Source organism: Peribacillus sp. YIM B13482, assembly GCF_042787975.1.
Classification (GTDB): domain Bacteria; phylum Bacillota; class Bacilli; order Bacillales; family DSM-1321; genus Peribacillus; species Peribacillus simplex_A.
The window spans coordinates 1-19596 of the sequence record NZ_JBHZPF010000055.1 but is presented as its reverse complement, the minus strand read 5'-3'; the positions used below and the strand labels follow the sequence as shown (position 1 = coordinate 19596).

The window sequence follows — 19596 nt, the reverse complement described above, 5'->3', positions numbered from 1 at the left end:
ATTGGGATTTAAAGAGGATTATTTGTTTTGGGAAACCATAAGGGAATTGTCGGCCCATTATGATTATCGAATGATCACTGTCACGGAAAACCATCAGGAGATTTGGCTTGAGAGCGATAAGAATAAGGAGTTTCCAGTCATCAGGCTCATTCGACATGATTTGGATTGGGCTAATTGGCTGAAACGTGATATCGACCGAACACTGCAGAATGGGGAAAGAATCAGGAGGAAATTATACAAAAAGCCCATAGACATACTAAGCATCTATGTTAGTAAATTTGCCCCAGTCGATGATCATGACTTTAGTTTACAGGTGGCTTCCTTTAAAAAAACGAATGTTAACACGTTTATTCTTACTTGTGAATCATTTCATGATTCGTTGCAAAACCTTGAGCATGTTTTGAAAAAACCACTTTCAATTCAAGTTCTTAAAGAAAATGAAATAGATGAGGAAAAGGTTCTCGCAGTAAAGAAAGACGCCATCTCGGAGTCAGTCAAAAAGGCTAAGGCTGAGCAGAAAGTATTTCAAAATGCAAATAAGCCATTCTTTACATATATATTCATAGCGATACAAATAGCTATGTTCATCTTGATGGAGTTTAATGGAGGCAGCACCAACTCCAAGACTTTGATTGAGTTTGGCGCTAAATATTCCCCTTATATCATACAAGGGGAATGGTGGCGGTTCTTTACACCGATGATCATCCATATTGGGTTCATTCATTTACTGATGAATACATTTTCATTGTATTTGATTGGTGCTGAAGTAGAAAGGATTTACGGTAATGCCAGGTTCCTTTTTATCTATATATTCGCAGGTTTCGCCGGAACTCTAGGCAGCTTCATCATGACCCCGAATCTTTCGGCAGGGGCGAGCGGCGCCATTTTTGGCTGTTTTGGGGCCCTTCTGTACTTTGGCATCGTCTATCCAAAATTATTCATGCGCTCGATGGGCTCAACGGTGATCGCGTTAATTATCATTAACCTGATATATGGTTTCACCGTTTCGGGAATTGACAATGCAGGGCATATCGGAGGGTTGGTTGGCGGGTTCTTGGCTGCTGGAGTGGTCCATCTGCCAAAAACCAGGAATCTCTTTCGGCAGCTGGCTTTTTTAATAGGAACTGCGATACTGACCTATGGCATGCTTCAATTTGGTTTTAAACATCAGAGCAATGCAGCTATAGATGATAATACCATGGCCATGCTAGCCCAAAAGTACATTGATGATGCAGAAGAAGATAAAGCAGAAGAGATGTTATTCAATTATGTGGATGAAAACCCAGATGCACCACTATCGCTTTTTATGCTTGGGAATTTATCTTTTGATAAAGACGACTTATACAAAGCAAGGGATTATTATGAAAAAGCGATTGAAAGTAATCCGGATTTGCATGGAGCGCATTACAATCTGGCCTTAGTCTACATGAAGCTCGAATCATTCGACAAAGCTAAGGAGCAAGCTGAAAAGGCTATTGAGCTAGCCCCGGATAAAAAGTCATATATTAAACTGTTGGCAGAAATTGAAAAGCGATTATAACTTTTGACGTAGCATGATTGGGGTACCGTCTTTCAGGGTAAACAAGACAAGTATTTCACCCTGATTCTTCGCCATAAGCAATTGGGGGATGGTGCTTCCTTGTGGACTCACAGTGGATCCATCCTCCTTTTTAATGCCTAACACATAATTTTTATAAAGCCCCTCCCATAGCTTTCCCACAATTTCTTCCCGTTTGAATTGGGGGAAGGCGGAAAGCCATTGATTTTTTTTTGAGGGCAGGTCCGTCAATGAGATGATATTGTACTGATCCAGATTAACTTGAAATGCTTGACCTGCTTTCTCCAAACCATTTTGAACCGTTTGATCAGTCAAACCGTCCAGCGTTTTTTTCCATTGAATCTGTTCTTCTGAAAGGGGACGATGGAAATATTGAAAAACTGGTGACGTTACTGTATAAAGTTTATCTTTACTGAGCTGCTGTGCACTGGTGAAAATTGTGTCAGCCGGATGAACCTCGGCATAATGAAAAGTTACCGCTTCGTAACGCCCGCTCTCCCTTTCTTTAGATTCCGCTTTTTGAGAGAGTTCTTGTTTATTTTGCCGCCAATTTTTTAAAGCTCCGGCCAATTTTCCATTTTTGTATAAGAGCGATACGTCCTGACGTAAATAAGCAGGCTGGTCCAACGCAGAATTCACCTTCCAAGTGATGGAATAGGTGGAACCCCCGGTACCCTTCGGTGTAAGGTGGGTGGAAGCATGTTCAAAATGGAGCGAGGAATCGATGGGAAAAAAAATAATGGTTTCCTCTGCCTGTCTATTATTTGAAAAGTAAAGGATGACAAAAATGGTGGTTAAGACTAAAAAGACGGTATACTTCAATTGTAGTTTCATTTTTCCCCTCCGTTTTCACGTACGATGAATGATTTTAAAAAATATTAAGTTGTTCCAAATTTTTAAATCAAATCGAGAGAGTCCTCATTAGGCGTTCACATTCTTGATATTTCATCATATGAATAGAGTTGGACATGTATGAGGGGGATGGGTAAAATTATCAAAAGAGGAAATGGACGCTTGTTGTAAAGAGGCTGATTCGATATACTTTCCTATATAAAAGACTAAAGAGGCTAACTATGAAAACATATTATGATCTTCAACAATACTTGAAAAGATTCGGTACATTTATTTATATTGGTGATCGGCTAGCCGAGCTTGAACTGATGGAAGCTGAAATCAGGGAAATCCACCGTATGCAGATGATGGATACGAAAGATTATCAAATGGCAATTCTTTTAATTAGGCAGCAATTGTCTCTTGAAAGGGAAAAAAAGAAAAAAAAATGATAAAAAAGGTGAGAATGATGGAAAAGTGGCTGATGGGTGTAGATTTAGGCGGTACAACTACCAAACTGGCTCTGATCAATTCATACGGAGAGATTATTCATAAATGGGAAATCAGCACGGACATCTCCGAAAAGGGCAAATTCATTACGATTAACATAGCAAAAGCGATTGATGCGAAGCTCGTGGAACTTAATGAACCGAAGAGTAAGATAGTTGGGATAGGAATGGGTGCCCCCGGCCCTGTGAATTTTGTAAGTGGTTCCATATATGAAGCCGTCAATCTAGGCTGGAAAGATTATCCTTTAAAAGATTTATTGGAAGTGGAGACATCTCTCCCTGCGGTGATCGATAATGATGCCAATATGGCAGCTTTGGGAGAAATGTGGAAAGGTGCGGGTAATGGCGCCAAAGACCTCGTTTGTGTCACTTTAGGTACGGGTGTAGGCGGCGGGATCATCCATAATGGGCAAATTGTCCATGGTATTAGTGGTGCTGCTGGAGAAGTGGGCCATATAACGGTCATAACAGACGGCGGGGCGCCGTGCAATTGCGGCAAGACAGGTTGTTTGGAAACGGTCGCTTCAGCAACGGGAATCGTCCGTATGGCTTTAGAGGCCTTGGATAATGCCGATGAAAAGTCAATGCTTCAGCAGAAAGTCGACGAGGGAAATGTGGTTACTTCCAAATTGTTATTCCAATGCGCTGCAGCAGGTGATCCTTTGTCCACGGCTGTGGTAGATAAGGTAGGCAATTACCTAGGGTTAGCACTATCACATGTTGGGAATGTGATGAATCCAGATAAAATCGTCATTGGCGGGGGCGTTTCACAAGCGGGGGACATTCTGCTTGATACTGTCCGTTCTGCCTTTGGAAAGTATGCATTCAAACGGGTTAGTAAATCAACGAAAATCAGCCTGGCAACACTAGGCAATGATGCAGGGGTAATAGGTGCAGCCTGGCTTATCAAAAGCCAATTGAATACTTGATCCGTTGCGTGGCCCTGTGGCAAACAGGGGTATAAGAAAAGTAGATGTAATTTTCAGACAGTTTAACAACTTTAAGGGGCAGGTCCAATCGTTCCTGATTTTGCATTGCGGGAGAGAAGAACCATGACCCATGATTGAAACGCTCTGGTTCATAGCGCCAGCGCTTCTTCAATGAGGAGGGACCAGGAGTGAAAAGGGTCTTCAAAAATCAAGGATACTCATTGTTTTGGGTCCTATTAATATCGCTTTGGCTTAAAACATACATTGCTTATAAAACGAGTTTTGAGATAGATATTGAAAATTGGGTCCAGGAGTTCATATTATTCATCAATCCGGTCAGTTTCCTATTACTTACCCTTAGCGTAAATATATTTTTAAAAGAAAAAAGGCGGACAGCATACTTATTGATCATGAGTTTTTTCATCACCCTTGTCCTGTTTGCCAACCTTGTTTTTTTTCGCTTTTTCAATGACTTTTTAACCATTCCCGTTCTTTTTCAAACGAGCAATATGAGCGACCTTGGAAGCAGTGTACATGAATTGATCAATCTGAGTGACCTTTTGTATTTTGCCGATATTATTTTCTTGATGCTTTTGGTCAAATACAAACCGAAAATATTCCACGATCGTTCATACAATCCAGAGGATCGTAAATTCTTAGTGTTAATGACTTTGGGAGTGACATTCTTTAATTTAGCTTTAGCGGAAGCGGAGCGTCCTGAACTCCTGACACGAACGTTTGACCGCGAAATCCTCGTTAAGAATATTGGTACGTACCATTATCATCTCTATGATGCAATATTACAGACGAAATCATCAGCTCAACGCGCCCTTGCGGATGGCAGTGAATTGGCGGAAATTGAAAATTATATCCGTTCCAATCAAAAAGCGGTTAATGATGATCTATATGGTCTGGCAAAAGGCAAAAATGTGATTCTTGTATCATTGGAATCCACTCAAAGCTTTGTCATCAATAAAACAGTGAACGGGGAAGAAATCACTCCTTTTCTGAATGAATTCATTAAAGAGAGCTATTATTTCAATAACTTTTATCACCAAACTGGCCAGGGGAAAACATCTGATTCAGAATTCATTATTGAGAATTCCCTTTATCCTTTAGGTAGAGGTGCAGTATTTTTCACGCATTCCCAAAATGAATACAAAGCCATCCCCGAAATCTTAACGGAAAAAGGTTACTATACGGCTTCCTTGCATGCCAATAATAAAAGCTTTTGGAATCGTGACATGATGTACGATTCTCTTGGGTACCAGCGGTTTTATGATAGTGATGAATACAAGGTCTCTGAAAGGAATTCCATCAATTGGGGTTTGAATGATAAATCGTTCTTCAAGCAATCAATTGCTCACTTGAAGGGGATGCCGGAGCCTTTTTATGCCAAATTCATAACGTTAACCAATCATTTCCCATTCACTTTGAATGAAGCAGACCGATCATTGGAACCATACGATTCAAATTCCAAAACCTTGAATCGGTATTTTCCGACCGTACGTTATACGGACGAAGCCTTGGAACGATTTATCGGCGATTTGAAACGCGATGGAATATATGAGAATTCGATTATTGTACTATATGGGGACCATTATGGTATTTCGGAAAATCATAACTCTGCCATGAGCCAGTTCCTGGGTAAGGAAATCACGCCGTTCGAATCCATCCAACTTCAGCGTGTCCCGCTGATCATACATGTCCCCGGACAGAAGGGAAAAACGATTTCCACCGTTTCCGGCCAAATTGATGTAAGGCCGACACTCCTGCATTTATTGGGCGTTGAAAATGATGATTATATCGAATTCGGCAAAGATTTATTTTCCGAAGAGAAAATAGAATTCACCGTTCTTCGCGATAGCAGCTTCATCACGAAGGATCATCTGTATACGATGGATACCTGCTATGATAAAAAGACCGGAACGGCGACGGACAAGAGTCCATGTGAGAAGTATTTAGAAAAGGCGAAGCAGGAACTTAATTACTCCGATAAAATAATATATGGCGACTTGCTTCGATTTTATGAGCAACGTTGAAAATGGAAACCTGGCTAATCCAGGTTTTTTTGTTTTTGTGAGGAGAATCGGCACCATTAAAGGAGGATCACCATTCAATTTGAAACACGGGAGACTTCCTGAACATCTTTCGGCCTTTCGTTTCATAAAGATTAAACAATGAAAGGGGCGGAGGCTGAATGAAAGTCGTAAGCAGAAGCGGGGACGATTTGGCATATTATAGTCAATTGTTCCAAATTCCACGTGTCTTGATTGAGGATGCAAATCCCTCCATTACGGGAGGGATTTTGCCAAATGGCATGGAGGTGCAAATACCGGGGTTCGTTATTCAAGAAGAGTCCCGGCTAGATATCGATTTTTCCGATATCGCTTTACAGTCTCAATTGCCAATCGATGCGATATTGTTGTTGAATCAAGGTGAACAAAAACCATTTTCCGTACCCGTCAGAGTCATGCATCCCATGCTTGTCACCGAAAAGCCATATGATTATCAAACACTTCTTGACGACCTTGATATTCTTTCTTTTCATTATCCCTTCATAAAAGTTGAATCGATTGGGAGGAGTGTATTAGGAAAAGAACTTCATGAGGTGAGGGTCGGTAAAGGTGATAAGCTCATACATTATAATGGTTCATTTCATGCAAATGAATGGATCACATCGGCGGTCTTGATGAAATGGCTGAATGATTTGCTGTTGGCAGTAACGAATGATCGTACATTATGCGGAATGGATTGTATGCCTTTCTATCGGGAAGTTACTATTTCGATGGTTCCAATGGTGAATCCTGATGGAGTCGAGCTAGTCCTAAAGGGGGAGGAGGCGGCAGAGGGGAAATTTGATGTATTAAAAATGAATAATGGTAATCCTGCCTTTTATGCTTGGAAAGCCAATATCCGTGGTGTAGACCTGAATAATCAATATCCGGCCAATTGGGAGATTGAAAAGCAAAGGAAAATTCCTAAAGCCCCTGCTCCGAGGGATTATCCAGGAGAGACCGCTTTATCAGAGCCAGAAGCATTGGCCATGAAGGAGCTGGCAAAAAGACGGAATTTTGAAAGAGTGCTAGCACTTCACACACAGGGAAAGGAATTTTATTGGGGATATGAAGGACATGAACCTGAACAGGCGGCGAATGTTGCAAGGGAGTTTGAGGAGCGCAGCGGATATCGGGCGGTTCAATACATTGACAGCCATGCTGGGTATAAAGATTGGTTCATTCAGGAATTTAAACGTGGCGGGTTCACAATTGAGCTGGGAAAAGGCATCAATCCACTTCCCTTATCCCATTTACCTGGTATATATAAAGATACCGTTAAGATTTTGATGGCAGGCTTGTATATGTGATGACATTTTTCTAATATACTTCCAAAAAAATACAAGGTAATTAATCGCCACTTTTTCTCTTTTTTACTTTATAATGAAAGTCGTAAGGGTTCGATTGGTAATCCTTACTCTCTTTCTAATGTCTCGCTCACATATGCCAGGCGTTTATTTTTGAAGTGGGAGGTGTGTGGGGATTAAAGTATCAAAAGCAGCACTTTGTATGCGGCTTTCCATCTGTAAGATGTTGTGTTTCATCCCATTATTTATCTCCACTATCCTTCTTATCACGGCTTGTGAGCCTTCCAAGGACCTTAGTAAACCCGTAAATGATACGGAAAAAGAACACTCCCAATCTAAACTGGAAACTTCAGTAAGCAATTTAAAGGTCCCGACTGCAGAAACGGAAAAAATCGAAGCCATTTATGGATGGCTGGATTCTAAAACCATTTTATATTCTGTGAAGCGGGATGGTAGTAAAATATCCCAGTTGATGGCATGGAATTTGGAGACGAATGACACTTCCGTTTTCTATCAGCCGGCTTTTGCGTTTTCCGAAGTATCAATCAGTCCGTCTGGTACGCATATTTTGGTATCGTCCTTCACATCTTCGGGGAAAGCATCAATCACAATACTTGATAAAACAGGAAATCCGCTTTATTCGGTTTCAATCCCAGCTTATGAATTAGCTTATGAGTGGAATTCATATCAAGATGGCATGTTGTTTTTATCGAGTTTTTATGAAGACTGGACATACAGCAGCTATGTGTTGAATCCAGATGATCAAACGATGGAAACATTGGACTTTCCGCAGCCCTTTGCACAATGGGCAGGCGAAAAGGAATTGATGTTTCTCGATTGGGATAAGGAAGAACCTGCTTTGACGGCTCCCTTAGAAAGAAAGGCGCTGAATGGTGACGGGGCGGACAGCCTTATGCTCGATGTCATTCACTTTAAAAAAATGAAACAAGCGCTGATGACGATTCAAGTGGAGACAGAAAAACAAGATCGGGGTACATATGCCTTTTATGATTCAACAAACAAGCCGATCCACTCTTTTTCCGTGCCACTATTGAAAAGCTTTTCAGATTGGGTGATTCCATCTTATGATATCATTGAAAAAAATAAGGAATTCATAACGTTTATTCCTAATGAATCAAAAGATGCAGACCAATATGAGGGAAGGTTTACCTTAACTAAATTTAATTGGGCAAAAGGCACACAAGAAGAATTGATGAAGGACATGGAAAATGAACCATTAAGCTGTTCGCTTGATGGCAACCTCTGCTTATATGGATATCAATTTGAGAAAATGATTGATATGAAAACCCATCAAATACAAAGATTGTTCAAACAAACATAATGACCTAAATACAAAAGCTCGCCGGATGGCGAGCTTTTTCTTTAATGGGCAACAGGAAAACCGCTGTTGATGACAGTCATGACAGTGAACCAGCCAAACACGACTGCACTGCCGGCTGCAAAAATGAATCCTAAGAAGTTTCTCTTTTTTAATGTGGTAAATACAGCTGCCAGCCCTAAGATAGCCACAAGTCCGAAAACAACCATTAATATCATATCAAAACCCCCTTTTTCGTAATGAATACCTAATCTCTAATAATATACCCAGAGAATAAAGCAACTACCAAAAATATGTAGAAAAGATTGCATTTGTTAATATCTTAATATTTTTTTAATTATTTGTCGAGGTTTAAAAGGTGATACTTCTATGACTTGAGTAAACTGGATTAACATTAGTGCGTGAATTGGTGTAAGATGTAGATAGAAAATCATATTGGAGTGATGGAAATGAAATGGACACAAATTCCTCTAGGACCGCTGCAAACGAATTGTTATGTAGTTTCCAATGGACAGGATTGCATCATTTTCGATCCGGGTGAAGAGCCTCAGAAAATCATACAGTACATACAGACAAAAAAATTAAAGCCTTTAGCGATTTTATTGACACATGCACATTTTGACCATATCGGTGCCCTTGATGCTATTCGGGATTATTATGAGATCCCAGCATATATTCACGAAAAAGAGGCTAAGTGGCTGCTTGATCCCGCTTTGAATGGTTCCCAAAACTGGTTCCCTGAAAATCCAATGCGAATGAAGCCTGCCGATCATATCCTGGCAAATGAGCAGGAACTTACTATTGGTGGATTCACTTTTGAAGTATTCGAAACCCCCGGGCACTCTCCAGGGAGCGTTTCGTATTATGTGAAGGAGGAACGTCTCCTCTTTTCAGGGGACGTCTTGTTCCAGGGAAGCGTTGGCAGAACTGATTTAATAGGCGGAAGCGAGGCAGTGCTGTTGAAAAGCATTGATACGAAGCTGCTGACACTTCCTGATGATGCCATCGTTTTTCCCGGTCATGGGCCTGTCACGACCATTTTAGATGAAAAGAATACCAATCCCTTTTTGAGATAATGACTATTACAGGTGCCATAGATGGCACCTGTTTTATTTTAAGTTCTTATAATGTAAAAATATTGAAATGGATCATTTCCGGGACTATACTGAATATAAAAAACATTTTGTCTCTTTTCGTGATTTGGGAATGGCGGGTGATGAAAAGGCTCACGGGAATTTAAGGGCCTTCCTGGGAGTGGAATATTTCTTACTTTGAAAATGCCTATTTTAAAGGGGAAACATTCATTGATAATGCTGCACCTTTTATGAACGTTGTCATGAAAAATTGAACATTTTATGAACTTTAAATATATATATGAATTAATAGAGACGGAGGCATTGTGTTGAAAGATCACTTGAAGGAATTGATTGCAATCAGCCCCCAAAAGGGAATTTCCTATCATGATTATATGGATGCTGTTTTGTATACACCAAATATAGGCTACTATGTGCGTCAAAAAAAGAAGATTGGCCCAAAAGGGGATTTTTATACGTCCGGTAATGTTGGGGATGCATTTGGGAGGTCACTGGCCAGATGGTTCGTTTATTTGATAAAAATGTGCGGAGTATCGCCAAGAATCATCGAAGTAGGCGCAGGAGACGGTAAGTTGGCTTATGATATCCTCGTTTTCATTAAAGAAACGGAACCGCTGATATGGGAATCTCTGACTTATATCCTTGTGGATGGCAGTCCGTATCACAGAAAGATTCAGCAAGAACGTGTGGGGATGTTCAAACAGGCAGTTTCTGCTGCCAGTTTAGAAAGTTGGACGAGTGTAAATGGAATCGTCTTTTCAAACGAACTTTTCGATGCTTTGCCTGTACATGTCATTGAAAAGTATGACGGGGCCCTTGTAGAGATATTCGTCACTGAAAAGGAAGGCGATTTGGTGGAAGTGAGGGAACCATTGGTCAACCCTGACATACTCTCTTACCTTACAGAACGGACTATCACGTTAATTGAAAAACAACGATACGAAGTTCCGCTAAAAATGGTCCAGGAATATGAGAAGATCGTTTCCCGTATCGAATCGGGTATTCTCCTTACAATAGATTATGGTTATACCGAAAGGGAATGGAAGGAGCCAGCTCATCTTCAAGGGAGCTTGAGGGGCTATTATCAGCATGAAATGATTAAAGATCCACTTATGTATCCAGGTGATATGGATTTGACGACACATATCCATTTTGACACATTAATTGAAATTGGAAAAGGAAGGGGATTTTCCGATAAGGGGCTTTATATTCAAAATGAATTCCTGCTTAAAACAGGGATCCTTGAGGAATTGAAGGACCACAAAGAGACTGATCCATTTTCCGAGACGGCGAAGCGTAACCGTGCAATTCGGGGGCTAATCTTTCCAGGGGGATATAGTGAACATTTCAGAGTGCTGCTTCAATCGAAGAATTTAGCTGAAGAAGCAAGGATCCTTCCTGAATGAGGACAGTAAAAACCCATGAATTCAAAATTCATGGGTTATGTAATATTGCTTGTTCTTAATGGGCAGTACCCGGAGTCATCATAAATACGCTCCAGTAGGAAAATCCTGCAAAGAAAACGGTAAGATAGGCGCCGAAAACATAAATATACATGCGCTCAGATAATTTCAAATAACTTAAAAGTACAAAAAAGCCGGTTTGTGCAAAGAAAAGTAAAGACGTTTGATGCATATGGCCAAGATAAAAGAAAATTGCCATAATCCCTGTCCAAAATCCACATACTCTGAACATGCGTTCCATCCGAATCCCTCCTTATGTCTAGTCGTGTACATTCTAAATAATTATAAATGAAATTGTAAGGTAATGTAAAGGATGCCTTTTGTTTCTATGTGAGAACCGATGCCTGATAAGAGCACGTTGTGCAATTAGACATCATATTTTCTAATTCCACAATATTGACATTGTCAAACAAGGCTTCGAACATACCTTTTAAAAATGAATTGTGCATGGAACAGATTGTACCTGGCTCTACTTCGGTAACTTCCTTAAATGGGCAATTGAAGATACGAAAGTATATTTTATTTTCTTCTTCGCTAGCTTGTATTTCAGGTGATAACCCAGCAATGGTGGCAGCATTTTTAAGCATGTTGACTCTTTCCGCAAAAGCAAGTCTATCAATCGGCGTTGAGTTCAATGCTAGTTGCTGATTGATCAATTCCTCTCCGAATACTTTTCCCGTTTCATAAAGAGCTTGTTTTCCTTGTTCCCCTAATTTCATCATCGTCTGGATTGCAATCCTTGAAAGCAGTTGATAGTCCCTATATGGAAAATGAAGCTGAATGACTTTATCAGACAAACGATAAAGTCTGCTAGGGCGACCGCCTTTCCCCGTCTTACGGGCATCAGATGTCAACAAATCCACATCCTCCAGTTTTGACAAATGTAGACGGGCAACATTTGGATGGATTTTAAAGGAATCGGCGATTTGCTGTACGGATACATCCCCATGATTGTCCACAATATGTTGGTATATATAATATCTGGTGGGATCTGCTAACACGTTTGTTATTTTTAACGTTTGTTCCATTATTTCCTCCTGCGGTTCCATAGTTTAACTATGTTCATTATAATGCAGGCAGAAAAAAATGGAATAAAAGATATGGCAAACTCCTCTTAGTTTAAAAAAAATTCACAATTTAAACGGTCTTATAAGGTAAATAGATGTACAATAATTATACAAATGTTATACAATTGTTATAAATATTATAAATATATACAAAATGTGAACGGGGAGGATTAGTATGGAACAGTTAACTTTCTTTTCGTACCCAAGTTGTACATCTTGCCGAAAAACAAAAAAATGGTTAAAAGCCAATCATGTTTCCTTCGATGAGCGACATTTATTCAGAGAGACTCCAACAGAAGCAGAATTAAAAAGAATTCTTGAATTGACAACGGAAGGACTTGATGAAGTCTTAGCAACAAGAAGTGAAGCTTACAAAAGCTTACATGTTAATATTGACGAAATGATGCTTTCTGATGTCATCCAATTATTAACAAAAGAACCGAAGTTATTAAGAAGGCCCATCCTCATCGACGGGAAAAAACTGGTGATTGGTCATAATGAGGACGCATTAAGAAATTTGGTTTCACAAAGGCTTGATTTAAAAATGAGCATGTAAATCGATTCTCGAAATTTTTTCGAGGATTTTTTTATTCTTAAGCAGGAATTTGTCGTGGATTGTCGAATTCATCCACAAGAAACATAGGAGGTGATGAATGTTTTGATATCGATTGAAAAGACCGCAGAAAAAATACTTACCAGTGCCATACGGTCATCGGCTTCGGATATCCACATTTTTTTTCGCAGGGAGGGGCCCCTCATCCAATTCAGGATAGACAATAAGCTCGTTCCTCAGGAAACCATATCATTCTTTGAAGCTGAAAGGCTGATAGCCCATTTGAAGTTCCTTGCCGCAATGGATATAGGCGAGAAAAGGAGGCCACAGAGTGGTGCTATCACCATCAATTTGGCTAACCAAGTGGTTGGACTCCGCCTTTCCACTTTACCCACTGCCTATCTTGAAAGCTTGGTCATCCGCTTAATACCCCAACAGAATATCCTTCCTCTAGAACAGTTATCCTTATTTCCAAACACCGTTCAAAAATTGATTGCACTTTTGAAGCATTCCCATGGCATGCTCATATTTACCGGTCCAACCGGAAGTGGAAAAACCACCACACTATATTCCCTACTTCATCATGCCCATGAGATGATCAATCGAAATATCATTTCACTTGAAGATCCCATTGAAAATGTATCCGAAAAGGTACTGCAAGTCCAAATCAATGAAAAGGCAGGCATTACTTATTCTGTCGGACTAAAAGCTGTGCTAAGGCATGATCCCGATGTGATCATGGTTGGGGAGGTCAGGGATGCCGAAACGGCCAAAATTGCAGTTCGTGCTGCACTAACCGGTCATTTGATACTTACAACCATGCATACAAGGGATGCACAGGGCGCTATCTCCAGGTTACTTGAATTTGGTGTCAGCCTGCTTGAAATTGAACAGAGTTTGATTGGCGTGACAGCACAGCGGCTGGTTGAATTAAGCTGTGTACCATGTAAAGGCGACTGTGCTATTGCTTGCCAAATGACTGCCAGGAACAAAAGGGCAAGTGTGTATGAATTGCTTTATGGAAAAAGCATGGCCAATGTCCTTCGGATGATGGGGGATGAAAAAGGAAAGGGTACGGTAAGCTACCGCCAATTGAAGGATGAAATAGGAAAGGCGGTTGCAATGGGCTATGTGGATTCCCTGGAATATGAACGGCTGGTATACGATGAAGCAAAAAAGTAAATGGCAGCTAAAAGAACAGGCGGTCTTTATTTCGAAACTAGGGGAATTATTAAGTCATGGTTATCCCCTGGCGGACGCATTACATTTTCTGGAATTCCAGGAATCGAAGAAGAAAGCGGAAGATTTCGCTCAGGCCATAAAGGATTTAAGGAATGGATATCCGTTGCACCAGGTGCTAATTCACCTTAATTTTCATCCGCAGCTTGTAAGTTATATATTTTATGGAGAGCAATACGGCGACCTGGATCGGGCGTTGAAAGAAGGAGGGCAATATTGGAAGAAAAGAACGGAGGATATGGATAAAGTAAAAAAGTTAATGGTTTATCCCGTATTCTTAGTCATTTTTGTAAGCATCGTTTTTTATATACTTCAGAGTGTTCTCCTTCCTAAATTTCAGGCAATCTATTTCACGATGGATGTCGATCAGAATGCAATCTTGAAATTACTGTCAGCTTCTACAATCATTCTCCCAGTCCTCCCCTTCATATTGCTTGGATTGCTCCTATTCCTGTTTGTGCTCAAACGATTTTGGTTCAATGGATTATGCCCATTAAGGCAGCGGCGGATTTTGATGGTCATTCCGATATTCGGGACCTTCATCAAGTTATACGAAACTTATTTCTTTGCAAGCCAATTCAGCGGTTTGCTTTCCGGAGGGCTTTCGATTAACGAAAGCATCAAATTATTCTCTAAAAACCAGCAACAGCCTTTTTACCAAAAACTATGCTCCATCATCAAGGATGATCTGACTGAGGGAAGATCGCTTGAAATGATCTTTCAGGAGCTCCCCTATTTCGATGGAAACTTACCTGTGGTTGCTGCAAATGGTCAAAAATACGGCAGACTTGATGCAGAGCTGCATCATTACAGTCGTTTTTTACTCGAGAAAATCGAAGAGAGAATGAATGCAATCTTGAAAATCATTCAGCCTCTTATGTTTTCACTGATAGGTCTTTTGATCGTTTCCATTTATTTAGCGGTTTTGCTGCCGATGTTCTCTTTGCTTGAAGGTATATAGGATTCAGTATTGCATTCCGGAGGTGAAATTGCTCTGAAATCACCTGGTGTCAGATGGTTTCAGGAGCAGGATGATATGATGAAGAAAATGATGAATGAACGAGGTTTTACACTAATTGAGATGCTTATTGTTTTACTTGTAATATCTATTCTTTTGATTATAACAATCCCAAATATCACGAAGAACCAATCTACAATCCAGTCTAAAGGGTGTGAAGCATTCGTGAAATGGATTAAATACAGTTCATCCTCATTACAAACCTGATTTTACAAGGGTTTTAAGCATTGGTCAATAAATAATTCATATTAGGATGGTGTTAAAGATGGTAAGGAAGAATAATGAAAAGATAATTTATTTAGTAACTAATGCAGACAAAAAAGCTCCTCTAATTAGCCTCTGCTCTTTACCTGCAAAGTGTCCTGCCTGTCATTTATTTCAAGAGCCTAAACCTTTATCATTCCAATTAAATGAAAATGCTGATGTAAAAGTATTGTTTAGTTGTGTAAATGAAAGGTGTAAGTCCTCCTTTTCTGCTTTTTATATAAAAAGTAGTTATGTCAATGAGCAGTATCATTTTATCTGCTTTCTGTAATACCTATATTTTTCAACTATCCAAGAAAGGATTACTTTAAAAGTTTTTACTAAAACTAATTTTAGGAGGGACTTTTATCCCTTCTTTTTTTGTAATGTTGTATAATATTACTAAAAGCCCATTTTTTGGAGGAGTCTAATTCAGTTGGAACTATATCATATACAATCAGCTTTAAAGGAACTTGAGAGTAGTAGTTTTGATATTAATAATTCACTGACTAGAGTATTAAGAATTGCTCAATATAGGTTAGATATTGAGGAAATACTATTCTGTAAACTCATTAAAGTGGAGGTAACAAAGGAAAAAAACAAAACTGTAAGTGAAGAGGTTGAGAAAGCAGCCATAAAGAAAGGTTTATCTCAAGAGGAATTTAAGAAATTATTTCAAAAAGTATATGTAGATGTAGGAAGAGTAAGAAAATGTAATTGGTATGATAATGGAAAAATGCTTAAAGGTAGAATAATACCTTATTCAACAAGTGAAATAATTATTGATTTAATTCAACATCAACAATTATTGGATAATAATAAATTTTCTGAGACAGAGATTTTGATAAAAATGAATGGTTATCAGGCAATTGAAAGTAAAAAAGAGATGGACAACATACTTAATAATCACATCATAAATTACAAAATGATTCTAAATAAAATCAAAGAATTTTTAATTGATTATTTAGTAAAAGTGGAAAATGAATTGTTGTCAATAAGGGAGAGAGATGTAATGGACACAAAGAAAGAATTGGATTTATTGATACAAGAGGGATATGAGGTGAAAAATAAATGCTCAAAACCAGGTGCTTATGCAGGTTTTTACATATCAGGTTCTGAGTATGTTGCTTGGATAGAAAAAAGTAAGATGTTTATTAAAAAAAATGTAGTGGATAAAGATTTTTATAGTGCTTTTTGTAAAATTGCTGAAAAGGCTAATGGCAATGATGAATCTGAATTTGAAGAATTGATAGGCAGATTAAAAGCTCTTCTTTCATATGATTTTTCAGAGGCAAAAAAAGAAGAGCTAAGCAGTAATAAAATTGACAAGGTATTTATAAGTCATTCTTCCAAAGATGTTGAGTATGTAAAAGCATTAGTTCAGCTATTAAATGATATTGGAATTAAAAAAAGTGATGAACATATTTTTTGTAGCTCCTTACCTGGCTATGGTATCCCTTATGGTGAAAATATCTATGACTTTTTGAAAAAAGAGTTAAATAACAGTAATATAATGGTTCTTTTTGTACTTTCCCACAATTATTATCAAAGTGCTCCATGTTTAAATGAAATGGGGGCAGCTTGGATTACATCAAAGAGTTATAATTCTATACTCACTCCTAACTTTGATTTTAGACATATTTCTGGTGCAATTGATCCAAGTAAAATAAGTTTTTACATGAATAATGAAAATGGTTTAAACACATTTAAAGATAAAATAGTTGAGCTTTTTGAGTTGGATGATGTTGATTATAAAATTTGGGGAGAAGATAGAAAGAAATTTATTGAAAATGTTAAGAAAGTATCTGATTTAGAGGCATCTAACCTTAATACACAGGTTCAAATAGAAAGAGTTAAAAAGGTAAATGAAAATCAGCTTGAATTACAACTAAGGTTTATCAATGTAACAGATAAAGATATTGAGTTTAAGTTTATTGACTTTGAATTATATGATAGCAATGGAAATAAATTATCATTGTCAGCAGAAGATGAGCTTTTAGAGAAATATATATTATATGGTAAGGAAAACAAAGTTATTAAATGGGTTTTTGATTATGATGAAGGGTCTAGCTATAACCCAAGAAGGGATAATAGTAAGTTATCAAAAGTGAAATTTGAAATTTACAGCTAATTAAAGTTAGAGTGGGAGCAATTTTAATCTTAAAGCTCCTGCTTTTTATTTAAATTTAGGGGAGAAAATAACTTATGATTGCTAGTTACCAAGAACTTATTAAAACTGAAAAATTAAAAACTGAGCATTTGTTAATTGGCAATGGATTTTCAATTGGTTTATGGAAAGACTTTAATTACTCATCTTTGTATGATAATCAAAGGGACACACTTGATAACAAAGATAGAAGTTTATTTGAGGAACTACAGACAACTAACTTTGAGTATGTCTTAGAAAACATAAAGAGAGCTATAGGCATTAATAAAATATTTAGGTATGAGACTAATGAGCTTTCTGTAAGCTATGAAAGAATTAAAAGAGCCTTAATAAATGGAGTTGTTAATGTCCATCCTAATAACTTTGATATGCAGTTAAATAATAGAATTGACTCCAACTATACATTCAGTATTTTCACTAAGAGTATTTTTACTACTAATTATGACCTTATTCCATATTGGCTACATGTTAAATTGCATAATCAACACAGAACTATTAATGACTTTTTCAGAAGAAATAGCTTATATTATTTAAACTTTACACCTAAAAAAAATGATGACTCCTTAAATTTATATTACTTGCATGGTGGATTACATTTATTTGTTAATGAGGAAAATATAATTGAAAAAGTAAGAAAGAATAGACATGAATTTTTAATTGATGCTGTTACTGAATCAATGGAGCAGAATAATATACCCCTTTATGTATCAGAAGGTAAATGGGTAGATAAGTTAGAACAAATACAATCAAATAAGTATTTAAGATTTTGCTACAACTCTTTAATGAATATCAATGGACATTTAACAATTTTTGGGCATGACCTAAATGAATCTGCTGATAAACATATAGTAGATGCAATAAATGGGTCTAAGGTAGAGGTTATAGCTTATGGCATCTATGATCTAGACAAAAAAGAGGCTATCTCTGAAAGAATTAGGAGTTATTTTCCAGATAAAGAAATTTACTTTTTTAACTCAAGGACTTTTGATAAATCTGTTAAGAATATTAGACATCCATTAGCTTGGGGAGAGCATAGAAACTGGTAAGGTTTAAGGAGGAGCACAAATGGCAGATGATATTGATTATGATTACCTTGTTAAAGATTTAAGTAAGCTTTGGACTGTGTTAAAAGATGATTTAAGCTCAGGTAAGGTTTTGTACAATGACATAGAAAAGTTGAAAAGTGATTATGTCTTTTTTAGTGCTTTCCATGACATGTTTACAAAAGCTGTTGGTTATTTTGAGGAATCATTGAAAGACATATTTCCAATGTATAGGGGAGCTAATGGAAAACAAAGTCTTACAAATTACAATAGAATGATTCCTACACTTGAATATTCACAAAAACATAACAGAATGAATCCACCAGGAACTGTATTTTTATATCTAGGCATTAACAAACAAAATAACTTCCATGAATCCATTACTACCTGCTTAAAAGAAATAAGAGCACCACATGATTCTGCAGCTACACTATGTAGATTTCAGATTACTGATTTTGGAAGAAATAAAAAAGTTGTTGATATTTGTGGTGATAGTAGCATACCTAAACAAACACATGAGCTTGAACAATATATCAAGAAAAAGTGCTTTGATAAGACTTTCAGAATTATAAATCCAATAAAGCTTTCCAAGATAATTACAATGCTTTACTTTAATATATTCTCATCTGACCAAATTTTTAAGCCTGTTGAAACAGACAAACAAGATATAAAAAAGATGGAATATGCTCCTTTTCAAGCTATTGCAAATTATATTAAGGAGCAAGGTTATGCAGGTATGATTTATAAAAGTACAGTACATAAAAATGGAACTAATTTAGTGTTATTTGATACAGATTATGCCTCTGTAGTACCTAATTCAATGAAACATGTAAAAGTCTCTGATTATCTTTAAACTTTGATATGAAAAATAAATCAATACATTTTGGAAAGACAATCACAGTAATATAGTTATATGGCAGTTACAATTTTAAGTGAGGTTAGATGGAATGGAGTTAAATATAGGGATAAGTGGTATGTCAACACTAAATCAAACAACTTTTTTAAGGGCTAAGTTTCGATAAGCCACCGGACTTAAGTAGCCAAGTGTGCTGTGGGACCGAATATTATTGTACCAATTGACATAATCGAAAAGTTCAAGAGCGAGTTGTTCAAGGGTCAGAAAGTTCGTTCCGTTGATTAATTCTGTTTTTAGTATCTTAAATGTTGCTTCTGCCACCG

Annotated in this window: 20 protein-coding genes and 1 pseudogene; 16 read left to right on the top strand and 5 right to left on the bottom strand. The window is 37.7% G+C overall.

Annotated elements, in window-relative coordinates; all coding sequences use genetic code 11:
* The first annotated feature begins 1 nt into the window (after position 1).
* On the top strand, positions 2-1540 hold the full coding sequence (locus ACFX4L_RS20865) for a rhomboid family intramembrane serine protease (protein WP_284470226.1): 1539 nt from the start codon (positions 2-4) through the stop codon (positions 1538-1540).
* Here ACFX4L_RS20865 and ACFX4L_RS20860 read toward each other — a convergent pair.
* Complete coding sequence (locus tag ACFX4L_RS20860; RefSeq protein WP_377406083.1) at positions 1535-2392, bottom strand: hypothetical protein; 858 nt, start codon at positions 2390-2392, stop codon at positions 1535-1537. The genes ACFX4L_RS20865 and ACFX4L_RS20860 overlap by 6 nt on opposite strands.
* Positions 2393-2631: 239 nt before the next feature.
* Between ACFX4L_RS20860 and ACFX4L_RS20855 the strand changes: the two genes are divergently transcribed.
* The 5 genes from ACFX4L_RS20855 to ACFX4L_RS20835 all read left to right on the top strand — a co-directional run bounded on the left by ACFX4L_RS20855 (position 2632) and on the right by ACFX4L_RS20835 (position 8533).
* Positions 2632-2841, top strand: coding sequence for a YqgQ family protein (locus ACFX4L_RS20855; RefSeq protein WP_061464059.1), 210 nt, complete (start codon positions 2632-2634; stop codon positions 2839-2841).
* Positions 2842-2855: 14 nt separating this feature from the next.
* Positions 2856-3827, top strand: coding sequence for an ROK family glucokinase (locus ACFX4L_RS20850; protein WP_377381854.1), 972 nt, complete (start codon positions 2856-2858; stop codon positions 3825-3827).
* Between the two features lie 188 nt (positions 3828-4015).
* Positions 4016-5869 (top strand): LTA synthase family protein, encoded by a 1854-nt coding sequence (locus ACFX4L_RS20845; RefSeq protein WP_377406081.1) that lies wholly within the window; start codon positions 4016-4018, stop codon positions 5867-5869.
* A gap of 158 nt (positions 5870-6027) precedes the next feature.
* Positions 6028-7194, top strand: coding sequence for a M14 family metallopeptidase (locus ACFX4L_RS20840; RefSeq protein WP_089361513.1), 1167 nt, complete (start codon positions 6028-6030; stop codon positions 7192-7194).
* 166 nt (positions 7195-7360) lie between these two features.
* Entirely contained in the window at positions 7361-8533 is a 1173-nt protein-coding gene (locus ACFX4L_RS20835) for a YqgU-like beta propeller domain-containing protein (protein ID WP_284470229.1), read from the top strand.
* Positions 8534-8574: 41 nt separating this feature from the next.
* Here the strand turns inward: ACFX4L_RS20835 and ACFX4L_RS20830 are convergent, their stop codons facing one another.
* Positions 8575-8748 carry a DUF2759 domain-containing protein gene (locus tag ACFX4L_RS20830; protein ID WP_081108857.1) on the bottom strand — a complete coding sequence of 58 codons (174 nt, stop codon included), beginning with the start codon at positions 8746-8748 and terminating at the stop codon, positions 8575-8577.
* 231 nt (positions 8749-8979) lie between these two features.
* On the opposite strand from ACFX4L_RS20830, the gene ACFX4L_RS20825 reads away from it, so the two are divergent.
* Positions 8980-9606, top strand: coding sequence for an MBL fold metallo-hydrolase (locus ACFX4L_RS20825; RefSeq protein ID WP_061464054.1), 627 nt, complete (start codon positions 8980-8982; stop codon positions 9604-9606).
* A 326-nt stretch (positions 9607-9932) separates the two neighbouring features.
* Positions 9933-11030, top strand: coding sequence for a class I SAM-dependent methyltransferase (locus ACFX4L_RS20820; protein ID WP_377406079.1), 1098 nt, complete (start codon positions 9933-9935; stop codon positions 11028-11030).
* A gap of 55 nt (positions 11031-11085) precedes the next feature.
* Here ACFX4L_RS20820 and ACFX4L_RS20815 read toward each other — a convergent pair whose 3' ends face one another.
* Both ACFX4L_RS20815 and ACFX4L_RS25425 read right to left on the bottom strand, forming a co-directional pair.
* Positions 11086-11328 (bottom strand): DUF2626 domain-containing protein, encoded by a 243-nt coding sequence (locus ACFX4L_RS20815; protein WP_053346950.1) that lies wholly within the window; start codon positions 11326-11328, stop codon positions 11086-11088.
* Positions 11329-11413: 85 nt separating this feature from the next.
* Positions 11414-12115, bottom strand: a complete 702-nt coding sequence (locus ACFX4L_RS25425) for a helix-turn-helix transcriptional regulator (RefSeq protein ID WP_061464052.1) — start codon at positions 12113-12115, stop codon at positions 11414-11416.
* A 214-nt stretch (positions 12116-12329) separates the two neighbouring features.
* Between ACFX4L_RS25425 and ACFX4L_RS20800 the strand changes: the two genes are divergently transcribed.
* The 8 genes and pseudogenes from ACFX4L_RS20800 (at position 12330) to ACFX4L_RS20765 (ending at position 19270) form a co-directional block, all read left to right on the top strand.
* Positions 12330-12710, top strand: a complete 381-nt coding sequence (locus tag ACFX4L_RS20800; RefSeq protein WP_061464051.1) for a Spx/MgsR family RNA polymerase-binding regulatory protein — start codon at positions 12330-12332, stop codon at positions 12708-12710.
* Positions 12711-12812: 102 nt separating this feature from the next.
* Complete coding sequence (gene comGA / locus ACFX4L_RS20795) at positions 12813-13889, top strand: competence type IV pilus ATPase ComGA (RefSeq protein WP_089361763.1); 1077 nt, start codon at positions 12813-12815, stop codon at positions 13887-13889.
* Positions 13873-14907, top strand: coding sequence for a competence type IV pilus assembly protein ComGB (gene comGB, locus ACFX4L_RS20790; protein WP_377381719.1), 1035 nt, complete (start codon positions 13873-13875; stop codon positions 14905-14907). The genes comGA and comGB overlap by 17 nt, the downstream gene beginning before the upstream one ends.
* 87 nt (positions 14908-14994) lie before the next feature.
* Positions 14995-15144, top strand: a pseudogene (gene comGC / locus ACFX4L_RS20785) (competence type IV pilus major pilin ComGC); the annotation flags it as partial.
* An 85-nt stretch (positions 15145-15229) separates the two neighbouring features.
* A complete protein-coding gene (locus ACFX4L_RS20780) occupies positions 15230-15499 on the top strand; it encodes a hypothetical protein (RefSeq protein ID WP_377406077.1) in 270 nt (89 codons plus the stop codon).
* Positions 15500-15643: 144 nt separating this feature from the next.
* Complete coding sequence (locus tag ACFX4L_RS20775; protein ID WP_377406075.1) at positions 15644-17338, top strand: toll/interleukin-1 receptor domain-containing protein; 1695 nt, start codon at positions 15644-15646, stop codon at positions 17336-17338.
* A 74-nt stretch (positions 17339-17412) separates the two neighbouring features.
* Complete coding sequence (locus ACFX4L_RS20770) at positions 17413-18420, top strand: DUF4917 family protein (RefSeq protein ID WP_377406073.1); 1008 nt, start codon at positions 17413-17415, stop codon at positions 18418-18420.
* A 19-nt stretch (positions 18421-18439) separates the two neighbouring features.
* The gene (locus ACFX4L_RS20765; RefSeq protein WP_377406071.1) at positions 18440-19270 is read left to right on the top strand and encodes an RES family NAD+ phosphorylase; all 831 of its coding nucleotides are present in this window, start codon (positions 18440-18442) and stop codon (positions 19268-19270) included.
* Positions 19271-19405: 135 nt separating this feature from the next.
* Here ACFX4L_RS20765 and ACFX4L_RS20760 read toward each other — a convergent pair.
* A partial coding sequence (locus tag ACFX4L_RS20760) for an IS3 family transposase (protein ID WP_377386516.1) occupies positions 19406-19596 on the bottom strand: 191 nt, incomplete at its 5' end.

Excerpts from the sequence above, each read along its gene's own strand:
- ACFX4L_RS20860 (WP_377406083.1), bottom strand. The coding sequence starts at position 2,392 with ATGAAACTACAATTGAAGTATACCGTCTTTTTAGTCTTAACCACCATT.
- ACFX4L_RS20855 (WP_061464059.1), top strand. The coding sequence starts at position 2,632 with ATGAAAACATATTATGATCTTCAACAATACTTGAAAAGATTCGGTACA.
- ACFX4L_RS20850 (WP_377381854.1), top strand. The coding sequence starts at position 2,856 with ATGATGGAAAAGTGGCTGATGGGTGTAGATTTAGGCGGTACAACTACC.
- ACFX4L_RS20840 (WP_089361513.1), top strand. The coding sequence starts at position 6,028 with ATGAAAGTCGTAAGCAGAAGCGGGGACGATTTGGCATATTATAGTCAA.
- ACFX4L_RS20830 (WP_081108857.1), bottom strand. The coding sequence starts at position 8,748 with ATGATATTAATGGTTGTTTTCGGACTTGTGGCTATCTTAGGGCTGGCA.
- ACFX4L_RS20825 (WP_061464054.1), top strand. The coding sequence starts at position 8,980 with ATGAAATGGACACAAATTCCTCTAGGACCGCTGCAAACGAATTGTTAT.
- ACFX4L_RS20815 (WP_053346950.1), bottom strand. The coding sequence starts at position 11,328 with ATGGAACGCATGTTCAGAGTATGTGGATTTTGGACAGGGATTATGGCA.
- ACFX4L_RS25425 (WP_061464052.1), bottom strand. The coding sequence starts at position 12,115 with ATGGAACAAACGTTAAAAATAACAAACGTGTTAGCAGATCCCACCAGA.
- ACFX4L_RS20800 (WP_061464051.1), top strand. The coding sequence starts at position 12,330 with ATGGAACAGTTAACTTTCTTTTCGTACCCAAGTTGTACATCTTGCCGA.
- comGB (WP_377381719.1), top strand. The coding sequence starts at position 13,873 with ATGAAGCAAAAAAGTAAATGGCAGCTAAAAGAACAGGCGGTCTTTATT.
- ACFX4L_RS20780 (WP_377406077.1), top strand. The coding sequence starts at position 15,230 with ATGGTAAGGAAGAATAATGAAAAGATAATTTATTTAGTAACTAATGCA.
- ACFX4L_RS20770 (WP_377406073.1), top strand. The coding sequence starts at position 17,413 with ATGATTGCTAGTTACCAAGAACTTATTAAAACTGAAAAATTAAAAACT.
- ACFX4L_RS20765 (WP_377406071.1), top strand. The coding sequence starts at position 18,440 with ATGGCAGATGATATTGATTATGATTACCTTGTTAAAGATTTAAGTAAG.